Below are 15,670 nucleotides of genomic sequence, written 5' to 3'. Positions count from 1 at the left end.
ATGAAAGGAATCGGAAAATCACTATGGAGTACCTATTGGAAACTCCACGATAAAAAGAAAATGCTGATAGCAAGGCTCAAGGGCTATCTGGACGGCTTGCCGCCGAAGATACGCAGGCGCATCGTGCTGGCAATGCTCGCCGCATTCGCCGCACTTGCCCTCTACACCTTCGGCAAAGCCGTGTATGACATCGGCAGGAATGACGGCAGCCGGATGGAGATAGACCATGCCGGACAGGTGGAACTGTCCGTGAAGCCGGATAACAATCACAATGTAATACCTTATTTATATGGAACAGACGAAGAATGAACCAAAAAACGAGAACAAGGCGGCTCCCGGTAACGGCAAGCCGAAAAAGGAGCGCAAGCCGCTGACCGAAGCCCAACGGCTGAAACGCCAGAAAATGATAGTGCTTCCCGCTATGGTGCTGGTATTCATCGGGGCGATGTGGCTGATATTCGCCCCGTCCTCCGGCAAGGAGCAGGAGCCGGGAACAGGCGGCTACAATATCGAGATGCCCGATGCGGACAAGGAGAACCGCCGGATTATCGGTGACAAGGCGAAAGCCTACGAGCAGGGGGCAATGGAGGAACGGCAGGAGAACCGCAGCCGCGCCATGCAGCAGTTGGGCGACCTGTTCGACCGCGAAACGGCGGCAGCGGATAGGGACAGCGATTTCGACCTTGCCAATCCCGGCGGAACGGAAGAGGCGGAGAAACCCGCACCGAAGACCATCCAGTCCTCGGCAGCCGCCTACCGCGACCTCAATGCCACGCTCGGCAACTTCTACGAGCAGCCGAAGAACGACAACGCGGAAATGGATGAACTGTTGGAGCGCATCGCCTCGCTGGAATCGAAACTGGAGAGCGAGAAAGACAAGGCGTCCGCTATGGATGACCAAGTGGCACTCATGGAGAAGTCTTACGAGTTGGCGGCGAAGTACATGGGCGGACAGAACGGCACACAGCCACCTGTCGGACAGGCGGCTGAGCCTTATCCCGTGCAGAAAGCCGGAAAGAACACGGCTGCACCTGTCAGGCAGGTGACGCATCAGGTGGTATCCTCGCTCTCACAGCCGATGAGCAACGCCGAGTTTGTCGCCTCCTTCTCGCAGGAGCGTAACCGCAGTTTCAATACGGCGGTGGGCGTCACGACCGTATCAGACAAGAACACCATATCGGCGTGTGTCTATGGGGCGCAGAGCGTGACCGACGGGCAAGCTGTCAAACTCCGGCTGCTGGAGCCGATGGAGGTAGCGGACAAAATCATCCCCCGCAATGCGGTGGTGGTAGGCACAGCAAAGATTCAGGGCGAACGGCTTGACATAGGAATCACGTCGTTGGAATATGACGGCACTATCATTCCGGTGGAGCTGGCGGTGTATGACACGGACGGGCAACCCGGTATCTTTATTCCCAACTCGATGGAAATGAATGCCGTCAGGGAGGTTGCCGCCAACATGGGCGGCTCGCTGGGCAGCAGCATCAATATCTCCACCAACGCAGGGGCGCAGCTTGCCTCCGATTTGGGCAAGGGGCTGATACAAGGCACAAGCCAGTATATCGCCAAGAAGATGCGTACCGTCAAGGTGCATCTGAAAGCCGGGTATAAGGTAATGCTCTATCAGGACAGGAATTGAAAACAGAAAAAGTAACAACAATCCAATTTTTATTTACCACTAAAATCCAAAGTAATGAGAAAAGTAATCATCATGTTTGCCCTCGCTATGGGCATCGTAACTGCCAACGCGCAGGAGAACGTAACCGTTGGAAAGGACAACGGAAGTGAACAACCGACCTTGACAAAGGAGGTCTATCCGCAGAAGGAGGCGGACGGCGACCTGTATCACGGGCTGACAAAGAAGCTGACCTTTGACCGCATGGTCCCTCCGCACGGCTTGGAAGTGACCTACGACAAGACCGTCCACGTCATTTTCCCCTCGGAGGTTCGTTACGTCGATTTAGGTTCGCCCGACCTGATTGCGGGCAAAGCCGACGGAGCGGAGAACGTCATCCGCGTGAAGGCTACCGTGAGGAACTTCCCGAACGAAACCAATATGTCCGTGATAACAGAGGACGGGAGTTTCTATACCTTCAACGTGAAATATGCCTCCGAACCGTTGCTGCTCAATGTGGAGATGTGCGACTTCATCCATGACGGCGAGAAGGTGAACCGCCCGAACAATGCGCAGGAAATCTATCTGAAGGAACTGGGCAGCGAAAGCCCGATGCTGGTACGCCTTATCATGAAGTCCATCCACAAGCAGAACAAGCGCGAGGTGAAGCACATCGGCTGCAAGCGATTCGGTATCCAGTATCTGCTGAAAGGTATCTACACGCATAATGGTTTGCTCTATTTCCACACGGAGATAAAGAACCAGAGCAATGTGCCTTTCGATGTGGACTACATCACATGGAAAATCGTGGACAAGAAGGTGGCGAAGCGTACCGCCGTGCAGGAGCAGATCATCCTGCCGCTCCGTGCGCAGAATTACGCCACACTCGTGCCGGGCAAGAAGAGCGAGCGCACGGTGTTCACGATGGCGAAGTTCACTATCCCCGACGATAAATGCCTCGTGGTGGAACTCAACGAGAAGAACGGGGGGCGTCACCAGTCTTTCGTGATTGAGAACGAGGACTTGGTACGTGCCAATACCATCAACGAACTTCAAGTGCGCTGACCATGAGAAAGTACATCGCAATAATCATCGCGTCGCTTGCCCTGTTTACGGGGCAGGCGCACGCCCAGCGATGCCTGCCGAAGATGCAGGGCATCGAGGTCAGGGCGAACATGGCGGACCGCTTCAATCCCGGCGGCAACGACGGCGGGTACAGTTTCGGGGCGGCTCTCTCCACCTACACGAAAAAGGGGAACAAATGGGTGTTCGGCGGCGAATATCTGTTGAAGAACAACCCTTACAAGGACGGAAAGATACCCGTGGCGCAGTTCACGGCGGAGGGCGGATACGACTTCAAGATACTTTCCGATGCCCGTAAAATCGTGTTCGTCTATGCAGGTGCTTCGGCTCTTGCCGGATATGAATCGGTGAACTGGGGCGAAAAGGTACTGCATGACGGCTCCACGCTCCATGACCGGGACGCCTTCATCTACGGCGGTGCGCTGACGCTCGATGTGGAGTTTTACGTGGCAGACCGTATCGCCCTGCTCGCCAACCTCCGGGAGCGTTGCCTGTGGGGTGGCGACACGAAGAAGTTCCACTGCCAATGGGGGCTGGGCATCAAGTTCGTCATCAACTGACACACGCCGCATGGAAGGGACCAATATAGACGCCATGAGGCAAATATCCCTCGCGGACTTTCTCGCACGGTTGGGACATGAGCCTGTACGGAGGAGCGGAAACGAGCTGTGGTATCGTGCGCCGTACCGCAGTGAACGCACCCCCTCTTTCCGTGTGAACGTGGCGAAACAGCTCTGGTACGACTTCGGTTTGGGCAAGGGCGGTGACATCTTCACGCTTGCCGGGGAGTTTGCCCGAAGCGGTGACTTCATGGCGCAGGCAAGATTCATAGCGGAAACCGCCCGTATGCCGTTTGTCGCATCGGAAAAGCCGTTGTACCTGCCGGAACCGTCCGAACCTGCCTTTGAGGGGGTGGAAGCCGTCCCACTGCTCCGCTCACCATTAACAGAGTATCTGGCGGAACGGGGCATCCCTTATGCCGTTGCATACCGCCACTGTTGCCGCCTGAACTATGGCGTGCGTGGAAAGCGGTATTTCACAATCGGTTTCCCGAACGTGGCGGGCGGCTATGAAATCAGGAGCAAACTATTCAAAGGTTGCATACCACCGAAAGATGTGTCACTGATAAAACCGGAAGATACCGCCTCTGACGTATGCAGCGTGTTCGAGGGCTTCATGGACTTTTTGTCCGCTGACACACTCGGCATAGGCGGCAATGGCGACAGCCTTGTGCTGAACTCCGTCGCCAACGTGGGTAAGGCGGTGAAACACTTAGACGGGTATGGACGCATCGACTGCTTCCTCGACCGTGACGAAGCCGGGCGGAGGACGCTGGAAGCCCTCAAAGGACACTACGGCGGACGTGTCTGTGACCGTTCCGCACTCTATGACGGTTGCAAGGACTTGAACGAGTATCTGCAACTGACAGCAAAAAAAGAAATGAACAATAACTTAAAAATCAAAGGACAATGAACATACTGAACAACAAGAACAAGAGAATATCCATCTTCAAGGCGTTGGCACTCTGCCTGTTCGCCGCCGTGTCGCTCACGCTCGCATCGTGCGATGACGACATGGACATCCAGCAATCCTATCCCTTCACGGTGGAAACCATGCCCGTGCCGAACAAGGTCACGAAGGGGCAGACGGTGGAAATCCGCTGTGAGCTGAAAAGGACGGGCGAATTTGCCAACACGCTCTACACCATCCGGTATTTCCAGTTCGAGGGGGAAGGCACGCTGAAGATGGCGGGCGGCATTACCTTCCTGCCCAACGACCGCTACCTGCTTGAAAACGATAAGTTCAGGCTGTACTACACGGCAGATGGCGACGAGGCGCACAACTTCATCGTGGTGGTGGAGGACAATTTCAAAAATTCCTACGAATTGGAATTTGACTTCAACAACCGGAACGTGAAGGACGACATTCAGACCGTCATCCCCATAGGCAATTACAAACCTCTGCCAAGATGATGCGTGTATTCATGGCTATCCTCTGTTCGCTGCTGGCGGTCTGCTCCGTGTCCGCACGGGACAGCCGTCAGAAGGGGACGGACGGGCAGGCGGCAATCTACCGCCTGCCGCCTTTCGAGTGGGCAGTTCGGTGTACGAAGTATTTTGAAGGCTGGCACTCGGAAAAACATCACCCGTATGTGGGGTATGGACACCGGTTGCAGCCGGGGGAAAGGTATTCGGCACGCACCATGACGAAGCGACAGGCGGACGCGCTTCTGCGGAAAGACTTGCGGAAGTTCTGCGCCATGTTCCGCCAGTTCGGGCGTGACAGTCTGCTCCTTGCCACGCTCGCCTACAATGTCGGTCCATACCGGCTTTTGGGGAGCGGGAAGATACCCAAAAGCAAACTGATCCGAAAGCTGGAGGCTGGCGACAGGAACATTTACCGGGAATATATCGCTTTCTGCAACTACAAGGGTAAACGGCACGCCATGCTGCTCAAACGGAGAAAGGCGGAGTTTGCGCTGCTGTACATTCCGTAACATGGCAAATGCCTGACAAATGAAAATCCGATGAAGCCGCAACTTCATCGGATTTTCCGCTTTTCATACATTCGGGATTTTTCCTTTGCCGATTACTTCACCGTTCCTGCAATGCTCTATGATGCCGGGCAAAAATCCCATCTCCCCGATTGCGATATGCCGGATATACTCCGCATATTCCTGACCTTGAAAATTCCTCCCCGTGAGGTTTTTGAAAATCATCCTTATGCTTGTTCCGTCATCACTGTACAGGATGATTTTTCCGTTCTGTCTGATTTCTTCCATGATTAAAACTTGTTTTTGTGAATACTATCGTAGATTGGGACAGCGGTTTCTTTGCTACTTTCTTTGTCCGCCATCATGCTCACCGAAAGAAAGTAGGGCGGCTTTCGCCGCCGCCACTCAAAAACGGGTGTAGAGTCCCGTTACCATCGTGAACATTTCTTCCAGCATATCGCAGTATATGCCCTCGTGCGTTGCTATATCCTTTGTCTTGCACTCGAATGTCTTTTTACTGAACGTCCTGCGGTAGAAACGCATATTGTAAAGGTCTAAGCCGGCATCGTAGATGATGTCAAGGCGGTTTGCGCTCGTCTTGTTCCTCGCAAGGCTCATGCGTAAGCCGTTGCCCATGTCTATAAAGTCCTTGCTTCCCGTCATGGCGGCAAAGCGTCTGCCGCCTATTTGCTGTAAAATCGTCTTTGCTATCATGCTTTTCTTGGTTTTAGGTTGGCGGTGCGGATACCGCCAACTTGTTTAACATTCTGTTATCTCGGCAATGGGTGTGTTTCGTTTCAGCCATTCCATCAGGCACTCCATATTGTACTCGCTTGTGATGACTGCCGTATGGCTGTCAATGGCGGTAAACCTGCAGCTCTCGTAGTCGTCTATCCACCCTTTTAGGGTATCAACTCCCCACGCTTCGGCATCGTCAAAGATACCGTCCAATACTTTGATAGGCTCGCTGAACTTCACTATCAGCGTTTGGTAGGCTGCGTTCATCGTCTGTCCTCCTTTTCTTCCTTTGCCGTGAGCCACTTGTCCCGTGCGGCTCGGCACTCGTCCAATGTGGGTTTGACACAAGAGAACAACTCTCCGTTTGTGGGATGGCGGTAGTCGTACTGCACAAGTGTCCGCTTGCGTCTGCCGATACCTAATTGGAAACGCTCGTATTTCTCCGTACCTGCTTCAGTGCAGGTGCTTATTCCGTTGATGGTCATTCGTGTTGCCATAATCGTTGATTTTAGAGTGGTTAAAAATGTACTGACAAAACTCTGTTGCGCATCACCATTTCGGGGTCGCTTGTATAGCGTTGGTGCAGGTAGAAATGGTGGGAGCCGAAGCCGTAAAGGAAGAACCTGTCAAGTTCGTGCTTCTCGGCAAAGTCCTTTACACTCCGTCTTAACTGCCCCTCACTCGTTGCAAGAGTGAGGAGGTTCACAAATTCAATGAACATCGTGGGGATTTTATCGTCCCACAGACAAACCATGCTTTCAATTCTTACTTCCATACTATTGGGTATTATAGGTTGATACTATGCCGCTTCCATCCGCTGGCGGATAAGGTTCACGTTGCTGTTCACAAGGTTTACAATGCGGTCGTGGTACTCGGTATTGGAATTGTGCAAGCCACGACTTTGCACCACTTCCAATGTCTTCAAGGAAACCTCCACCGTTTCTATGCGCTTGCCGTCAATGGTTGCGGATAGGATAAGGGAGTTCTTTTCAAGGAAATAGGAGTTGGAAAACACGCAATGGTGCAGTTCCGTCCCTTCCGCTGCAAACTCCGCAACGCTCTCCAACACACGCACCTGCAAAGTGCCGTCCGTGAAGGCTATGCCGAAAAATATGCCTTTGAGTTTGCGGTATGCCTTCTCGTGTTTCTTCGCTTGGCGGATGCGTTCCTCCAATTTCTTGCGCTCTATCTCCTTGTTGCGCTTGTGCATAAGTCTGTCATGTTCGGCTTTGAGGTCGGAGGGGCAGACGTACTTCGGGCTGTTCGTGTCCTTGCCGAAAAGCCGCAGGAGGTCTATGGTGTCACGCCACATGGAGCCGTCAGCAATGGTGTAGCCGTTGCGGATACATATCTTCACGGATGCCCAATACCTCTCTATGTCAAAGGAACTGCGGATATAGTGGCGCAACATGGGATATTGCCCTGCTTTCAACAGCGTTTCGGATCGGCTGTCGGAAAGGATAGCCGTGAAAAGGTCGTAAGGCAGTATGTTGTGGTATTCGCCATTGAAGCCGTTGCGTTTCAGTTCGGGAATGAAACGCTGTCGGGGATAAGTGCAGACGGGGTTTATATCGTATGCACGGAGTTTGTTGTTCTTGCGTACCTCCATGTCGCTGTATTCCGCCCATAGGTCGTAGTAAAGTATGGACATTCCTCGCAGTCGGGCGACAGTGACGGTTGTGCCTTTGGGCGAAATCCACCTTTGCACCACTTCATAAATGGAATACTCGGCTGCCTGCCCTGCCTTGTATCGGGATTTGACGAAGAAGAAGCGTATCACTTGGTACTGCTTGCAGGTGGTGATGATGCAGAAATACTCGTTCTCGTTGAAAACCCTCTTTCGGGTGCGCAACGCTTCCAACTCCATGCCGCAATCCGGGCATGTGCATCCGCAAACGGTGTCCGCAAGGTCGTGTTCACTTTTCCACGAATGTCCGCACTCGGTGCAGATGTTCGTGCCGTCCGCCCTCTTGATGGCGTAATGCTTGAAGCAATGGCGGAAAGCGTATGCCCTCTGTGTGGCGGTCAATTTCGGCAGTCGCTCGCTCAATCGTGCGACTTCCTGCTGTATGGGTGTTCTCGGTTTCATAATCAGAAATTGAATAGGTTGGGTTGTTGTACTTCTTGTGCGGTCGCTTTGGTGGCGGTTCTCGGCTTGCTGCGGTTCTGCAACTTGCGGAGTTCCTCCTCTTGGTATCTGCGGAGTGCGTTCTGCCGTGCTTCCGCCTTTTCCTCTGCCGTGAGTTCCACCACGTGGTTCACCGCCACTTGGCATTGGATTAGCTTGCCCACCTCTATCTCGTTCTCGTCATAGTAGTGGACTGCTTGCCCGAATATCTCCCCGTCCGTGAAGCCGTTGCAACCGCTCCGCTGCACATAGTTGAGAATGTAGGTGACGCAATCGTCTATGTTCTTGGCAGGGTTGCGGTAGTTCTTGGCAAAGAGCGTATCTTCCGCCGCACGTTGCTCCAAGTACATCTGTATCGTTCTCTTGAAATGTTCTGTTCCTTTCATATCGCTGTCGTTTTTATCAGTTATACATTTTTCCGTTTCCCAAAAACTCGTAGTCGTTGGCTGCGCAACTCTCCTCAAAACTCTCTTCGCTGCACTGGTATTCCATATCGTCACGGCACGACTTGAAGAAGCTGTCAAGGCACTTGTCCATGAGGTCGTACAGAGTGGTTCGGGTGTCGGGGGCTTTCAGAAAGTCGTAGATGGGTCGCAGGATGTCCTCGTCTGCGCAATAGCCTGTCAGTACGCAACAGTTATCCGTGAATATCCGGCTTCTACGTTGCTTATTGAAATTTCCTTTGAGGTAATAGGTTTTCGGCTTGAATAGGATGTGCCAATAGTTATTGACGATGTATTTCAGAAGCCGTATGCCGCAGAGTTCCTCCTCTTTTCCGCTGTAACGTGAGGTGAAACGGTAGGAATAACGGCACGTGTCGTAACTCCAATCGTTCACTTTGACTTTGAACACACTTTCAAATGCTTCCAGCGTGTTGCGGTTGTCACTGTCCCAACCGTATTCAAAAGTGCGTAGCCATTCATTGTATGCGGTATCTCTCGCTGCTGCGGAGAGTTCGGCTAATTGGAATAGGTCGTATGTCCTTGTTATCGTTCTCATATCGCTGTCATTTTAGATGGTCTGTTTCAGTATCTCTCTCCAATAGGTCGGCTGCACTTCGCTCAAAAGGAAGTCTGTAAAGTCCCTCCGTGCGTCCTTGTTCAGTTCTCGGTAGAGTTCACGGAACACGGATATGTTGCCGTTGATGTACGTTTCCACCATGTACACGAAGATGTTGTCCACCTCGTAGTATCTGCATTGCTGCGCTGCCGTTTTGCTGCTTCTCTTTGCCATGTCGGTAAGGGTTAAAGGGTGAATAACCAAAGGATGAAACCGAAGAAGGCGGTTGCGGAAAGGATAGCCACGATTACGCCTATCGCCACTCGGAACACTCCGTTTACAATCTCTCTAATGATGCCCCAAAGGATGCCGAACACCACGAAGGCGGTGCGCACAATCAAGCCGCATATCGCAAGCCCTATGTACTGCGCCATTTGTCTGAAATTTGCCGTTGCCGTCATATTTTCGCTGTTTTTGATTTTTTGTTTTTTTAATGCGGATTCAAGAGTTGAGGGAGTTGAGTTTCAAACTATCTTATCTGCCTCTCGTTTATCCGACATTTTTTTTATGCGTCTTTCTGTCGCATCGGTCGTTTTCGTTTCGGGTGCTTGAAAAGGTAGGGATTAGGGGATGCAAGGTTTTTCGGGAAAAATACTACCCATAGGGCTGGAGATTTTTTCCGAAAACAGGAGGCTTGACCTTGCATTCCCGTCCAATCCCGGAATTACCTTTGCGCCCAGAACGGAAATGACAACCTGATGCGCTCCCTGAAAGATGCGAAAATGGAGGTAAACGGAAGTGGAGGCAGATTGGACAGGAAAACTTCGAAAGAGAAATCCGTGAAAAAGGGAAAACGCCAAAAGGAAAAGGGACACTGCCGGAGGCGTGAAACCGGGCAAACCACCGGCAAGGAAGTATGATTTTATATGTTTGGCCGAGCGTGTCCGGTCTGACGGATAAAATCATTCTTCCCGGTTTGCCTGCCGTGTGTGACGGCTTGTTCCATTCATGGATCGGGCGGTCAGACACGGCTTTCCGCTTACGGCTCAAAGGAACAGCAAAAAAGAAAAATCGTCAGAAACCCGTAAAAGCACCTCTTTGGCATAAGCACAAAAGAAATGGGCCTTGCATCATCAGTCTAAACTGTTGTTTAGGCGTGATGCAAAGCCCTTTTCTCCGCTTATGCGGCAGTCGGCATACGTTCGTTCAAAATCCTTTTGTACGATGGTGTGCCGACGGATAAAATCGCTTTTACGGAAAAACTTGTATGAGAAGAAAAAAATTAGGGAGATTCATTTCAAAATCTCCCGTTTTATTGTTACTTTTGCATACGAAGAGTTCTTTGAAGGTTACGCAACGCGCAGAAGGATGATGCAGTAGATAACTAACTAAATCGTAACCTATTACTATCATGAGCAATTAACCTACGCTCAGCTCCAATAAATTACACTCTTTTCGTAACTTCCAACAACAAATATACAACTATTTTTTGAATTGCTGTAATGATGCTCTGTTTTTTGATGATTCATTTGTTTTTCCTGTTGAATAAGGTGGAGACGAATGAAATGTCGCTTATGACTTCTTCAAATGCAAAGGATGGCTGGCGTAATGGTCGATATTATTCATTATAGTTTCATAATCAGATATATAAATAGTATATTTGTCGGAATTCAAGGGTGTATTATTTCATTCTATAAAACTCTCAGAAAAAGAATAGCAGATGAAACCACTTTCAAGAATGAAGTTATTTTATTCATTTTCAATATATATCATTGCTGCATTACTTATGTGGCTTCAAACTCATTATACAATTCCTTATCTTAGCGGGAAGACGGGGCAGGAGCCGATCCTGCTCTGGTTTATTGTCGGTGCACTTGGCATTTTCTTTCCCCTCATTCTTCTGGCAATAGCTATACTTAAATCAGAGATATATAAACTGACTTATCGGACATGGTATAAAAGAATGCGGTTTGTCAGAATGACCGGACCTGATTGGCTTTGGAGTATTTTTGGAATACTGGTTACTGCGATAGGAATGCTTATCGTTATGGGGATAATCGCTTTATTTGTTGATAAACTAGATTATACACCTTCGTTTATGGAGTTTGAACCTTTAGGCCCCGGTCGTTATTGGTTATTGGCTGTTTGGTTTGTGTTTTGGATATTTAATATTATGGGAGAAGAGATACTCTGGCGGGGCGTTATGCAACCACGCCAGGAGTTGGTTTCCGGACAATATACATGGATCGTTCAGGGAACAGGATGGAGCCTTTTCCATCTGGCCTTCGGTTGGCAACTTTGGGTGATGTTACTGCCTTTAATGTTTATCCAACCTTACATCGTCCAGAAAACGCGAAACTCATGGACAGGTGTCATTATTCACGGAGCCATTAATGGTCCGGGGTTTATTGCGATAGCATTGGGGTGGATCTAATATTTTTAATCATTTTGACTAATAGGAGATCCGGATTGTTTTCATCGGCATATTCTTCCACCTTTTTGTATCCAATGGATTCATATAACCTGATATTTTTTGTACTTTGCGAACCGGTAAAAAGGATGAATTCCTTTGCTGTCGGGCAATGTTTCTCAGCTTCCATAAGTAATTTACGCCCGATGCCTTTGTTTTGAAATTCGAGTGAGACGATCAGTCTACCGATCCAACAGGATAGATCTTGCTCCCGTAGTTTCACCGATCCGACGATTTGATTCAGATAAGTCGCTATCAGGAATAAATGATCCTGATAGTCTTTTTGTATCTCATCGAGACTTTGAGTTAATGGAGCTATCTTATAGTCGTTATAGAACTTTGCTTCTTCAAGGAATGCAGTTTTCTGTATTTCGAGAATTATCGGCAAATCTTTATAATCGGCTTTTTGTATCGCTATATCGTATTCTTCTTTCTTCATTATTTTTCAGCATTTGCAGTATGCAATATTAGTCAAATATTGTCTATATCTCTGCTCTTTTTATCTCTTTTATTTTCTTATATACGTACATAAAAGCTGGGATTAAGAATAAGTCAGCGGCTACCCAGGCCGTCGCATCACCGAAACAGACTGCCAGGAAGCCGAATGCCGGTACTGCATAAATACTGACTAACGTGCGGGCAATCATTTCTGAAACACCCGAAAGCATAGCCAGGTTGGTGAATCCGGCTCCCTGAATTGTATAACGCAAGATACATAGTATTCCGAGGATAGGGAAGAATGAACATGATACATGCATATACTGAACTGCTTTATTGATAACTTCCGTTTCTGTGGGATCGACAAATATCTGTGCCAACTGCTCTGAAGTCAGCATCATGAGAAGGAATGCGAAGGCTGCATAAACGATCATCATTAAACCGCTGGCTTTAATCCCTTGCCAGATACGCTGGGGCTTTCCGGCACCATAGTTCTGTCCGGTGTAGGTTGCCATAGCAATACCCAGGCTTTCGAAAGGACACATAAAGAATGATTTTATACGTACAGCAGAAGCAAAAGCTGCAACACTGGCTGACCCGAGTGCATTGTTGGCACTTTGCAACATAATACTACCGATAGCTGTAATAGAAAACTGAAGTCCCATCGGAACACCGATCCAGAGCAGGTTCCCTGCCAATCGTATGTTGAACTTTCGTTCTTCGCGTGTTCCCTGTAATATTTCGAAACGGCGATACATATAGATGAAACAAAGGATAGCCGAAATTCCTTGCGATAGAAGAGTAGCGATCGCCGCACCGGCAACTCCCCATTTGAATATCAGTATGCAAACCAGGTCAAGTATCACGTTTAGGATCGTGGAAAAGAGCAGGAACCAGAATGGGGTTTTGCTGTCGCCCAAAGCACGGATAATACTGGAAAGCAGATTATAGAAGAATGTGCATGGTACGCCGATAAAAGTAACGAGCAGATAAAAATAAGCATCTGTAAAGATATTTTCCGGTGTCTGCATAATCTTTAAAATATCTTTGCAGTAAATACTTGTTACGATAGCAATGATAACCGACATCACTGCTGCCAATTGTAAACTGATAGCCACATAACGCCGCATTGTATTGTAATCGCGTGCACCGAACTTTTGTGCCACCGGAATACCGAAACCGGCACAACATCCATTGCAAAACCCAATGATAAGAAAAATAACGGACGTACTTGCGCCGACTGCCGAGAAAGCACCGATCCCTAAGAACTTACCAACGATCGCTGCATCGATTAGAGAGTAGGTTTGTTGAAGCAGATTAGCTAAAAGTACCGGCATGGCAAAACTGAAAATCAGTGGAAGTGCCCGGCCGGAAGTCATTTCTTTAGATGTTCCCATAAATTTATACCTAAACAATTGTGCAAAGGTATATATTTTGCATTAAAAGAATTAAAATTACACTTATAAAAACTGTTGTATCTTAACATATGACAATCTGGGAATACTTTCCAACCCGGACGATCCATTCTTTACCATTTCTGCACCTTATAATTTTTTCGGCTGTGATACGGTGGATATAGGCTTGGGGTCTTTCCTGAAAGACAGTGCTGAGTTCGGTAAGTTCCGTGTTCCGACTCTGCGGAATGTAGCCCTGACGGCTCCTTACGGACATAACGGTTATTTCAAGACTCTTGAAGAGATCGTACATTTCTACAATGTTCGTGATGTGGCAGATTATCCGGAGCCGGAATATGCCGCTACCGTTAACAAGGATGAACTGGGACATCTGAGACTGACTCCGGATGAAGAAGTCGTTATCGTGGCCTTCATGTTAACACTGACTGACGGTTTTCAGGTCCGGTAAGTTATAATCTTTGCTATATCTTCAAAACATTTCGCTTTCCATCATAGTTCTTTTATAAACAAAACATAAAAGAAAAAGTAAACATAGTATGGCAAAGAATGTAGCAGAACAATTAGTCGACACACTGGAAAAGGCAGGTGTTAAACGTATCTACGCCGTCACTGGTGATAGTTTGAATGAAGTAAACGAAGCAGTACGAAAGAATGGAAAAATCAAATGGATCCATGTGCGTCATGAAGAAACAGGAGCTTATGCAGCCGCAGCTGAAGCACAACTGAATGGAGAATTAGCTTGTTGTGCGGGAAGTAGTGGACCGGGGCATGTACATTTGATCAACGGGCTGTATGATGCCCAGCGCTCAGGTGCACCTGTTCTTGCTATCGCATCTACTTTGCCGACTCACGAGTTTGGAACGGAATATTTCCAGGAAACTAATACGATCAAATTGTTTGAAGATTGTAGTCATTACAATCAGGTGGCAACTACACCCGAACAATTTCCCCGAATGCTGCAAGGAGCTATACAGGCTGCACTCTCGTTCCGTGGAGTAGGAGTGATCGGTTTGCCTGGCGACCTGACTTCAAAGACGGCCAGCGAAGGAGAGTCTTCCCAGCTTCCGTTTCCCACCCGGCAGCGTGTGTGTCCTTCGACTGAAGAGATTAATGAACTGGCTGATCTGTTGAACAAGGCGGAAAAGGTTACTCTTTTTTGCGGGATAGGAGCAAAGGATGCACATAAAGAGTTGGTTGAGTTATCCCACCTTTTGAATGCGCCTGTCGCTTATTCATTTAAAAGTAAAATGGAAATACAATACGATAATCCGAATGAAGTGGGAATGACCGGCTTACTGGGTATGCCTTCGGGCTATTACAGCATGCATGAGGCCGAGGTTTTGCTTTTACTTGGAACGGACTTCCCTTATGAAGCTTTTATGCCGCAAAACAATACGATTGTACAGGTCGACATCAAAGCCAACCGTCTCGGACGTCGTGCCAAAATTAAGATGGGACTTTGCGGGGATGTGAAAGACACTTTGCTGGAACTACTTCCACTCATTCATCAAAAGAAAAACGATTCTTTCCTTCGTGAGCAGCTGGCGCATTATGAAAAGGTAAAAGACAACCTCCGGTCGTCTGCCAAAGTGAAAGGCAAAGAAGAAAAGATACAACCTGAATATGTAATTTCCGTTATTAATGAGCTCGCTGCGGATGATACCATCTTTACGGTTGATACGGGGATGACCTGTGTATGGGGAGCACGCTATTTACAGGCTACCGGGAAACGTAAGATGCTAGGCTCTTTCAATCATGGTTCGATGGCAAATGCCATGCCACAGGCTATCGGTGCGGCTCTGGCTTATCCGGAACGACAGGTCGTAGCTTTGTGCGGCGACGGTGGTCTTTCTATGTCGTTGGGCGATCTCGCAACGATCGTACAGTATAAATTACCGATCAAATTGGTTGTTTTCAATAACCGTTCACTGGGAATGGTCAAATTAGAAATGGAGGTAGCCGGATTGCCCGACTGGCAGACCACGATGCTGAACCCCGACTTTGCACGGGTGGCTCTTTCGATGGGAATGGCCGGTTATAATGTAAGTAATCCTGATGACGTATTATCGACATTGACAAAGGCTTTTGTTTCAGACGGCCCTGTTCTCGTCAATATCATGACCGATCCGAATGCTCTGGCAATGCCTCCGAAAATTGAGTTTACCCAGATGCTCGGCTTTGCGCAGACCATGTACAAGCTATTGATGCAGGGACGATCCAAAGAAATTATGGATACAATTGATACAAACCTGAAGCACTGGAAAGAGGTGTTTTGAATAAAAATAAATAC

Annotated in this window: 21 protein-coding genes and 1 pseudogene; 10 read left to right on the top strand and 12 right to left on the bottom strand. The window is 48.8% G+C overall.

Annotation, left to right across the window (positions count from 1 at the left end; genetic code table 11):
- The 7 genes from M1P97_RS06260 to M1P97_RS06230 are packed head-to-tail and all read left to right on the top strand — an operon-like array spanning position 1 to position 5,195.
- Entirely contained in the window at positions 1-309 is a 309-nt protein-coding gene (locus M1P97_RS06260; RefSeq protein ID WP_008645986.1) for a TraL conjugative transposon family protein, read from the top strand.
- The gene (gene traM, locus M1P97_RS06255) at positions 290-1,639 is read left to right on the top strand and encodes a conjugative transposon protein TraM (RefSeq protein ID WP_249388666.1); all 1,350 of its coding nucleotides are present in this window, start codon (positions 290-292) and stop codon (positions 1,637-1,639) included. Before M1P97_RS06260 ends, traM begins: the two co-directional genes overlap by 20 nt.
- 54 nt (positions 1,640-1,693) lie before the next feature.
- Positions 1,694-2,680 (top strand): conjugative transposon protein TraN, encoded by a 987-nt coding sequence (traN, locus tag M1P97_RS06250; RefSeq protein WP_008645936.1) that lies wholly within the window; start codon positions 1,694-1,696, stop codon positions 2,678-2,680.
- 2 nt (positions 2,681-2,682) lie between these two features.
- Positions 2,683-3,258 (top strand): conjugal transfer protein TraO, encoded by a 576-nt coding sequence (locus M1P97_RS06245; protein ID WP_249388665.1) that lies wholly within the window; start codon positions 2,683-2,685, stop codon positions 3,256-3,258.
- Positions 3,259-3,268: 10 nt separating this feature from the next.
- On the top strand, positions 3,269-4,171 hold the full coding sequence (locus M1P97_RS06240; protein ID WP_008645979.1) for a toprim domain-containing protein: 903 nt from the start codon (positions 3,269-3,271) through the stop codon (positions 4,169-4,171).
- On the top strand, positions 4,168-4,671 hold the full coding sequence (locus tag M1P97_RS06235) for a DUF3872 domain-containing protein (RefSeq protein WP_008645978.1): 504 nt from the start codon (positions 4,168-4,170) through the stop codon (positions 4,669-4,671). Before M1P97_RS06240 ends, M1P97_RS06235 begins: the two co-directional genes overlap by 4 nt.
- Complete coding sequence (locus M1P97_RS06230; RefSeq protein ID WP_032536910.1) at positions 4,668-5,195, top strand: glycoside hydrolase family protein; 528 nt, start codon at positions 4,668-4,670, stop codon at positions 5,193-5,195. Before M1P97_RS06235 ends, M1P97_RS06230 begins: the two co-directional genes overlap by 4 nt.
- 63 nt (positions 5,196-5,258) lie before the next feature.
- Here M1P97_RS06230 and M1P97_RS06225 read toward each other — a convergent pair whose 3' ends face one another.
- The 10 genes from M1P97_RS06225 to M1P97_RS06180 all read right to left on the bottom strand — a co-directional run bounded on the left by M1P97_RS06225 (position 5,259) and on the right by M1P97_RS06180 (position 9,518).
- On the bottom strand, positions 5,259-5,480 hold the full coding sequence (locus tag M1P97_RS06225) for a DUF7688 family protein (RefSeq protein ID WP_008645976.1): 222 nt from the start codon (positions 5,478-5,480) through the stop codon (positions 5,259-5,261).
- Between the two features lie 117 nt (positions 5,481-5,597).
- Positions 5,598-5,906, bottom strand: coding sequence for a hypothetical protein (locus tag M1P97_RS06220; RefSeq protein ID WP_008151539.1), 309 nt, complete (start codon positions 5,904-5,906; stop codon positions 5,598-5,600).
- A gap of 45 nt (positions 5,907-5,951) precedes the next feature.
- Positions 5,952-6,197 carry a DUF6956 domain-containing protein gene (locus tag M1P97_RS06215; RefSeq protein ID WP_008645975.1) on the bottom strand — a complete coding sequence of 82 codons (246 nt, stop codon included), beginning with the start codon at positions 6,195-6,197 and terminating at the stop codon, positions 5,952-5,954.
- A complete protein-coding gene (locus M1P97_RS06210; RefSeq protein WP_008645973.1) occupies positions 6,194-6,427 on the bottom strand; it encodes a DUF3873 domain-containing protein in 234 nt (77 codons plus the stop codon). Before M1P97_RS06210 ends, M1P97_RS06215 begins: the two co-directional genes overlap by 4 nt.
- Before the next feature lie 20 nt (positions 6,428-6,447).
- Entirely contained in the window at positions 6,448-6,705 is a 258-nt protein-coding gene (locus tag M1P97_RS06205) for a hypothetical protein (RefSeq protein WP_008645971.1), read from the bottom strand.
- Positions 6,706-6,729: 24 nt separating this feature from the next.
- Positions 6,730-8,019 (bottom strand): PcfJ domain-containing protein, encoded by a 1,290-nt coding sequence (locus M1P97_RS06200; RefSeq protein WP_008645969.1) that lies wholly within the window; start codon positions 8,017-8,019, stop codon positions 6,730-6,732.
- Between the two features lie 2 nt (positions 8,020-8,021).
- Complete coding sequence (locus M1P97_RS06195) at positions 8,022-8,444, bottom strand: PcfK-like family protein (RefSeq protein ID WP_008645968.1); 423 nt, start codon at positions 8,442-8,444, stop codon at positions 8,022-8,024.
- Positions 8,445-8,460: 16 nt separating this feature from the next.
- Positions 8,461-9,057, bottom strand: a complete 597-nt coding sequence (locus tag M1P97_RS06190; RefSeq protein WP_008645966.1) for a hypothetical protein — start codon at positions 9,055-9,057, stop codon at positions 8,461-8,463.
- A gap of 12 nt (positions 9,058-9,069) precedes the next feature.
- Entirely contained in the window at positions 9,070-9,291 is a 222-nt protein-coding gene (locus tag M1P97_RS06185; protein ID WP_005850431.1) for a hypothetical protein, read from the bottom strand.
- A gap of 11 nt (positions 9,292-9,302) precedes the next feature.
- Complete coding sequence (locus M1P97_RS06180) at positions 9,303-9,518, bottom strand: hypothetical protein (RefSeq protein ID WP_008645962.1); 216 nt, start codon at positions 9,516-9,518, stop codon at positions 9,303-9,305.
- 1,259 nt (positions 9,519-10,777) lie between these two features.
- Here M1P97_RS06180 and M1P97_RS06175 point away from each other — a divergent pair.
- Positions 10,778-11,491, top strand: a complete 714-nt coding sequence (locus M1P97_RS06175; RefSeq protein ID WP_249388664.1) for a CPBP family intramembrane glutamic endopeptidase — start codon at positions 10,778-10,780, stop codon at positions 11,489-11,491.
- On the opposite strand, the gene M1P97_RS06170 is transcribed toward M1P97_RS06175, so the two are convergent.
- Together M1P97_RS06170 and M1P97_RS06165 are read right to left on the bottom strand one after the other, a co-directional pair.
- Positions 11,463-11,966: a GNAT family N-acetyltransferase gene (locus M1P97_RS06170; RefSeq protein ID WP_249388663.1), complete on the bottom strand. Its 504-nt coding sequence runs from the start codon at positions 11,964-11,966 to the stop codon at positions 11,463-11,465. The genes M1P97_RS06175 and M1P97_RS06170 overlap by 29 nt on opposite strands.
- Before the next feature lie 43 nt (positions 11,967-12,009).
- Positions 12,010-13,362, bottom strand: coding sequence for an MATE family efflux transporter (locus M1P97_RS06165; protein ID WP_249388662.1), 1,353 nt, complete (start codon positions 13,360-13,362; stop codon positions 12,010-12,012).
- Positions 13,363-13,447: 85 nt separating this feature from the next.
- Between M1P97_RS06165 and M1P97_RS06160 the strand changes: the two are divergent.
- Together M1P97_RS06160 and M1P97_RS06155 are read left to right on the top strand one after the other, a co-directional pair.
- Positions 13,448-13,828 (top strand): annotated as a pseudogene (locus tag M1P97_RS06160) (cytochrome-c peroxidase); the annotation flags it as partial.
- Between the two features lie 88 nt (positions 13,829-13,916).
- A complete protein-coding gene (locus M1P97_RS06155) occupies positions 13,917-15,656 on the top strand; it encodes a thiamine pyrophosphate-dependent enzyme (protein WP_195373730.1) in 1,740 nt (579 codons plus the stop codon).
- Positions 15,657-15,670: the final 14 nt, after the last annotated feature.

Origin of the sequence: Parabacteroides leei, assembly GCF_023369805.1 — a bacterium.
GTDB classification, from domain to species: Bacteria; Bacteroidota; Bacteroidia; order Bacteroidales; family Tannerellaceae; genus Parabacteroides; species Parabacteroides leei.
Note: the sequence above shows the minus strand (reverse complement) of the source record. Positions and strands in the feature narration are given on the sequence as shown.

Excerpts from the sequence above, each read along its gene's own strand:
- M1P97_RS06235 (WP_008645978.1), top strand. The coding sequence starts at position 4,168 with ATGAACATACTGAACAACAAGAACAAGAGAATATCCATCTTCAAGGCG.
- M1P97_RS06220 (WP_008151539.1), bottom strand. The coding sequence starts at position 5,906 with ATGATAGCAAAGACGATTTTACAGCAAATAGGCGGCAGACGCTTTGCC.
- M1P97_RS06245 (WP_249388665.1), top strand. The coding sequence starts at position 2,683 with ATGAGAAAGTACATCGCAATAATCATCGCGTCGCTTGCCCTGTTTACG.
- M1P97_RS06175 (WP_249388664.1), top strand. The coding sequence starts at position 10,778 with ATGAAACCACTTTCAAGAATGAAGTTATTTTATTCATTTTCAATATAT.
- M1P97_RS06225 (WP_008645976.1), bottom strand. The coding sequence starts at position 5,480 with ATGGAAGAAATCAGACAGAACGGAAAAATCATCCTGTACAGTGATGAC.
- M1P97_RS06195 (WP_008645968.1), bottom strand. The coding sequence starts at position 8,444 with ATGAAAGGAACAGAACATTTCAAGAGAACGATACAGATGTACTTGGAG.
- M1P97_RS06215 (WP_008645975.1), bottom strand. The coding sequence starts at position 6,197 with ATGAACGCAGCCTACCAAACGCTGATAGTGAAGTTCAGCGAGCCTATC.
- M1P97_RS06260 (WP_008645986.1), top strand. The coding sequence starts at position 1 with ATGAAAGGAATCGGAAAATCACTATGGAGTACCTATTGGAAACTCCAC.
- traN (WP_008645936.1), top strand. The coding sequence starts at position 1,694 with ATGAGAAAAGTAATCATCATGTTTGCCCTCGCTATGGGCATCGTAACT.
- M1P97_RS06190 (WP_008645966.1), bottom strand. The coding sequence starts at position 9,057 with ATGAGAACGATAACAAGGACATACGACCTATTCCAATTAGCCGAACTC.
- M1P97_RS06170 (WP_249388663.1), bottom strand. The coding sequence starts at position 11,966 with ATGAAGAAAGAAGAATACGATATAGCGATACAAAAAGCCGATTATAAA.
- M1P97_RS06230 (WP_032536910.1), top strand. The coding sequence starts at position 4,668 with ATGATGCGTGTATTCATGGCTATCCTCTGTTCGCTGCTGGCGGTCTGC.
- M1P97_RS06180 (WP_008645962.1), bottom strand. The coding sequence starts at position 9,518 with ATGACGGCAACGGCAAATTTCAGACAAATGGCGCAGTACATAGGGCTT.
- M1P97_RS06200 (WP_008645969.1), bottom strand. The coding sequence starts at position 8,019 with ATGAAACCGAGAACACCCATACAGCAGGAAGTCGCACGATTGAGCGAG.
- M1P97_RS06240 (WP_008645979.1), top strand. The coding sequence starts at position 3,269 with ATGGAAGGGACCAATATAGACGCCATGAGGCAAATATCCCTCGCGGAC.
- M1P97_RS06210 (WP_008645973.1), bottom strand. The coding sequence starts at position 6,427 with ATGGCAACACGAATGACCATCAACGGAATAAGCACCTGCACTGAAGCA.
- M1P97_RS06155 (WP_195373730.1), top strand. The coding sequence starts at position 13,917 with ATGGCAAAGAATGTAGCAGAACAATTAGTCGACACACTGGAAAAGGCA.
- traM (WP_249388666.1), top strand. The coding sequence starts at position 290 with ATGGAACAGACGAAGAATGAACCAAAAAACGAGAACAAGGCGGCTCCC.
- M1P97_RS06165 (WP_249388662.1), bottom strand. The coding sequence starts at position 13,362 with ATGGGAACATCTAAAGAAATGACTTCCGGCCGGGCACTTCCACTGATT.
- M1P97_RS06205 (WP_008645971.1), bottom strand. The coding sequence starts at position 6,705 with ATGGAAGTAAGAATTGAAAGCATGGTTTGTCTGTGGGACGATAAAATC.
- M1P97_RS06185 (WP_005850431.1), bottom strand. The coding sequence starts at position 9,291 with ATGGCAAAGAGAAGCAGCAAAACGGCAGCGCAGCAATGCAGATACTAC.